Here is a 4,854-nt window from a genome sequence, read left to right on the forward strand (position 1 = left end):
ACTTGATAGACGCCGACTTGATGCCTGCCCCTTCGGCATAGGAAGTTTCCAAAACCGTCGACTTGATGCCAGAAATCTCGGCGTAACGCAAGTACATTCGCATCAACATTTCGGAAAAGTCTGTAGCGTCGTCACCCCCGGCTCCACTTCGAATCGTCATAATTGCAGACCTGGAGTCATATTCACCGCTTAGAAGTGTCTCTGTCTCGAGGGATCCCAGCAGCGCCTCGAGCTTGGCAATGTCGGCGTTCGCTTCAGCCGCTGCAGCCGAATCATCCTCTTGGGCAGCAAGGCCCAGGAGAACTGACGTGTCTTCGAGAAAACTCTCAATTTCAACAAGCCGATGGAGAAGGTCCCTTGTATGTGAAAGTTCTGAGGTCACTCTCTGGGCGTTTTCTTGGTCATCCCATAGGTCTGAGTCAGAGGCCTGTTGCTCAAGTTTCTCGACCTTCTCCGACAGGTCTCTCGGTTTCAAAACAGTGGAAACCTGCCTGAATCTCCTATCTAAGTCACTCAGCCGTTCACTTGGGTCCATTTGACTCAAAGGACGGTAGCCTAACTTTTCTTTTCTTCGATCGGCAAGAAATGGCGGTGACGGTGGGATTTGAACCCACGGTGGACTTTCATCCACACAACTTTTCGAGAGTTGCACCTTCGGCCGCTCGGACACGTCACCGACAACAAGCCTAGCTCAGCTTCGTTTGGAGCCAAAAAAATCAATGAGAAGTTGGGAGCATTTCTCCTCAAGCACACCTGAAACTACCTCAACTGAGTGGTTGAGCCTGCGATCACGAAGAACATCGTACATAGAGCCACCGGCTCCCTCACTGGGGTCATAGGCACCGAATACCAATGTCTCAATTCTCGAGGCCAGTATGGCTCCAGCGCACATAATGCAAGGCTCCAGGGTAACCACGAGGGTGCAACCCTCTAGCCTCCAATTCTTGAGAGCGAGGGCGCCCTCACGCAACGCCACAATCTCCGCATGCCCGGTGGGGTCATGCGCGCTCTCTCGATTGTTGGTACCCACCGACACCACTTCACCACCACGGGAGTAAAGCACGGCTGCAACTGGAACCTCTAGGCCTGAGTGACCGGCTGCTTCGATTGCTAGTCCCATCGCCCGAAAATAATCAATAGTCGATCGCCGACCACTCATAGATTGAGATACCCTCCTGTAGTGAAGAAAATAGCTGTTGTAATTCCAACAATTCTCAACCGCCCTGAGTATCTTCCCATGGCATACCGCTCCGTTTTATCTCAAGAGGGCGACTTTCAGTTGAAAATATTTGTCGGCTGTCCTGAGCACGTTGTTGAAAGAATCCAAAAGATAGCGCCTGAGGCGGTCGTCCTGATAGAGCCAAAATCAGGAGGTTTGGGGACAAAGCTTGACAGCTTTCTCAAGATTGCTGCTATGGAATCTGACTACCTGGCTTGGTTAGGTGACGATGACCTACTAACAAATGGCTCATTAGGAACCACCTCTCAACTCTTGTCTGCGAGTCCAAAGGCCAGCATGGTTTTCGGTGGGTGTGACTACATCGATGAAAAAGGTAAAACAATTTTCACGAACCATAGCGGGCCATGGGCTGCTAAGTTGTTGAGCTTTGGGCCGCAGCTAATTCCTCAACCCGGATCGCTAATGCGTAGTAGCTCATTCCTCGCAACCGGCGGCATAGTAGATGAATTCAACCTCGCTTTTGATTTCGACTTATTCTTGAAACTCAAGAAGCAGGGGCCAGTAATTTTCGCTCCGAAAACCCTTGCTCAGTTTCGATGGCATCCCACTTCGCTCTCAGTAAGGCGGCGTCTAACATCAGCCGTAGAAGCCTCAAAGGTTAGGCGGCGTCACTACAAAGGGGTTGCAGCTGTATTTTGGCCTCTTTGGGAGCCAATTACAATTGGCGCAACGTGGGTAGCAGGGAAACTTGTAAGCGCGAAAACTAAACGCCAAACCTCTTCTTGAAGTCAGCGACCGCGAGCCTAATTCCGTCTTCAAGAGCTACCTTTGGAGCCCAGCCCATTGACTCGATTCTGGAAATGTCTAGAACTTTTCGCGGGGTTCCGTCCGGTTTAGTTTGATCCCATTGCGTTTCACCCTCATACCCAACTGCTTTTGCCACGAGTTCAGCAATTTGGCGGATGCTTAGGTCTTGTCCGGTGCCGACATTGACATGGGAGTCGTCGTCGTAGTTTTCCATTAGAAAAAGAGTTGCATCAGCCAGGTCATCAACGTACATCAGCTCGCGCAGAGGTGTGCCGGTTCCCCAATTCACGACTAAAGATTCATTAGCCTCTGCGGCCTCGCTGTACCTGCGAATTAGTGCGGGAAGGACGTGAGATGCCCCCTCGGTGTAGTTATCACCGGGACCGTAAAGATTACTTGGCATAATGCTCATCCAATTCAAACCGTGCTGCTTCCTAATTGCCTGTACATGCTTTAGGCCGGCAATCTTCGCAACTGCGTAAGCTTCATTGGTTGGCTCGAGGTGACCTGTCATGAGAGCAGTCTCATTTATTGGCTGATCCGCAAACTTAGGGTAAATGCAACTGGAGCCCATAAAGGCGAGTCTCTCAACACCCACCGCAAGGGCCGCATCCATGACGTTTACTTGGATCTGCAGGTTCTCGGAGAGAAAATCAGCGGAATAAGTGTCGTTCGCTAGTATTCCCCCAACCCTGGCTGCCGCAAGAACAACATAGCGGGGGCGAACCTCTTGAAAAAAGCCCCCAACCTTCTGCCGGTCGGTTAGGTCGAGTTCCCCGGAGGTTCTAGTCACTAGATTTTCAAAGCCGGCAGCCTTGAGCCTTCTCAAAATTGCGGAGCCAACCATTCCGCGATGTCCAGCTACGTAAAAGCTGGCCTCTCTGTCGAGCTTCACTTCAGGCAACTCAAAAAGTTGGCTTGTCTATCCAATGAGAACCCTCATGCTTCAGCAGTTCAACATCAGCGTCAACCATGATTCGAGCTAGCTCGGGAGTCATGGTCTTAGCCTGCCAGCCCAGCTGCTCGTGAGCATGCGTTGCGTCTCCAATTAGTGAATCCACTTCGGTGGGCCTCAAGTAGCGCTCGTCAAACTCAACATGTTCTTTCCAGTCAAGCCCAAGATGGCCAAAGCTGTGGTCTAGGAAATCTCTAATTGTCGCTGCCTGCCCTGTCGCAAGCACATAATCCGAGGGTTTATCGTTTTGGAGCATTCGCCACATCCCCTCTACGTACTCAGGCGCATAACCCCAGTCACGAACTGCGTCTAAATTGCCCAAAAATAGCTTCTTCTGCGCCCCGGCCCTAATCCTCGCGGCAGCGCGGGTAATCTTTCTTGTTACAAAGGTCTCTCCCCGCCTCGGGGATTCGTGGTTGAACAGAATGCCATTGACAGCAAACATCCCGTAAGCCTCTCGATAGTTGCGTGTCATCCAATACGAGTAAACCTTTGCAGCACCATATGGAGATCGCGGGTAGAACGGAGTGGCTTCATTCTGGGGTGGGGCTGACGCTCCGAACATCTCAGACGAAGATGCCTGGTAGTAGCGCGAGTTGGGCGACGCCAGGCGAACGGCCTCTAGCAAACGCGTGACACCCAAACCAGTAACATCTCCGGTGAATTCTGGCTCGTCAAAACTAACCCGGACATGCGACTGGGCCCCTAGATTATAGATTTCATCAGGTTTTAGTTCGCCAACTAGAGAAACTAATCGGCTCCCATCAGTTAGGTCCCCATAATGCAGAACTAACGAGGGGCTTTCGACGTGCCTGTCCTGATAAAGGTGATCGATACGAGAGGTATTAAAGCTGGAAGATCGTCTTATGAGGCCGTGCACCTCATAGCCCTTTTCGATAAGGAGTTCTGCTAGGTAAGAACCGTCTTGCCCGGTTATTCCCGTTATTAGAGCAGTTGGTTTATTCATTTCGCTACCAGATTACAGGGATTAAATGAGACCGGGTGGGCTTTCGCCCACCCGGTCTGGTTAGAACTGGTTACTTAGTGGTAACAGTAATGGTGTCTACAAGAACTCGATCGATGTAGATGCGCACAGCGATGGTGTAACCAGCGCCAGTGAAGTCAACTACTCTCTCGAAGTTCGAGGCTAGAGACTCAACAACTACCCAATCGTTTCCGATCTTGGCAGACATTCTCTGGCCAGCGTAACCCTTGGCGTAGAGAGCTACATAGCCCTTGAACGAACCAGCATTTACCTTCTGGTCGGCCGATGGGGTTGTGGCTGCAGCTGCGCCGATTGTCACTGCGTGAACCTTAGTGATCTTGTCTGCGGTAGCAGTAGATGCACCGGACTTGAGGTAGACAGCGGTCACAGTGAATGTGCCCTTGTCCTTCTCTGTAGTCAAGAGTGAGATCTTGAACTGTCCATCTGCATCGGTCTCTGTTGGGATAGTTCCGACAGGGATACCTGCATCACCATTGTAGGAAACAGCGATTGTCGCGTTTCCGACGGAGGTGTCTACTGGGTTTCCGTTCATGTCAACGACAGTTCCTACAAGTAGCTTGGTGGTTCCCGCAACAACTTCAGAAATGTTGAAGTTGATAGCAGCACCATCTGAGCTGGTTGCAGGGTCGACGATGATCAATGAGGTCGTTGTTGCCGAACCATTGGTCATCGTGATGGTGTAGGTACCAGCTAGTTGGCCGGAAACTCCGAAGGAGTAAGCCAGGTCACTTCCAGCACGCACCGTGATTCCACCTGAGTAGGTGACACCAGCAGAATTGCTGAAATGCAGTCCAGCACCGGTAACGACAATGGCCGAACCAGTGTTATCAACCGTTCCACTTACCACTACCCAAGCAGTCGTGCTTGGCCAGTAACTGATCGAAACGGAGTAGGACGTAGCAACCG

The 4,854-nt window shown here is 51.3% G+C and carries 6 protein-coding genes and 1 tRNA gene; 1 reads left to right on the forward strand and 6 read right to left on the reverse strand.

The window, feature by feature from the left end:
- From WAO31_RS01365 to tadA, 3 genes are all read right to left on the reverse strand, one after another.
- Nucleotides 1–544: PCRF domain-containing protein (locus tag WAO31_RS01365; RefSeq protein WP_509589298.1), on the reverse strand; the 544-nt coding region annotated here is incomplete at its 3' end.
- 42 nt (nt 545–586) lie between these two features.
- Nucleotides 587–676, reverse strand: a tRNA-Ser gene (locus WAO31_RS01370).
- 15 nt (nt 677–691) lie between these two features.
- Nucleotides 692–1,120, reverse strand: coding sequence for a tRNA adenosine(34) deaminase TadA (gene tadA, locus WAO31_RS01375; protein ID WP_509589300.1), 429 nt, complete (start codon nt 1,118–1,120; stop codon nt 692–694).
- A 60-nt stretch (nt 1,121–1,180) separates the two neighbouring features.
- Here tadA and WAO31_RS01380 point away from each other — a divergent pair, with 60 nt between their 5' ends.
- Complete coding sequence (locus WAO31_RS01380) at nt 1,181–1,966, forward strand: glycosyltransferase family protein (protein ID WP_509589303.1); 786 nt, start codon at nt 1,181–1,183, stop codon at nt 1,964–1,966.
- Here the strand turns inward: WAO31_RS01380 and WAO31_RS01385 are convergent.
- From WAO31_RS01385 to WAO31_RS01395, 3 genes are all read right to left on the reverse strand, one after another.
- Entirely contained in the window at nt 1,944–2,882 is a 939-nt protein-coding gene (locus tag WAO31_RS01385; protein WP_509589305.1) for a GDP-L-fucose synthase family protein, read from the reverse strand. The two genes, WAO31_RS01380 and WAO31_RS01385, sit on opposite strands and share 23 nt — an antisense overlap.
- Nucleotides 2,883–2,892: 10 nt before the next feature.
- On the reverse strand, nt 2,893–3,909 hold the full coding sequence (gmd, locus tag WAO31_RS01390) for a GDP-mannose 4,6-dehydratase (protein ID WP_509589308.1): 1,017 nt from the start codon (nt 3,907–3,909) through the stop codon (nt 2,893–2,895).
- Nucleotides 3,910–3,979: 70 nt separating this feature from the next.
- The coding region (locus tag WAO31_RS01395; protein WP_509589310.1) for a hypothetical protein at nt 3,980–4,854 on the reverse strand (875 nt) is incomplete at its 5' end.

The sequence above is a fragment of the Rhodoluna sp. genome, from assembly GCF_049276775.1.
In the GTDB taxonomy this organism is placed as follows: Bacteria; Actinomycetota; Actinomycetes; order Actinomycetales; family Microbacteriaceae; genus Rhodoluna.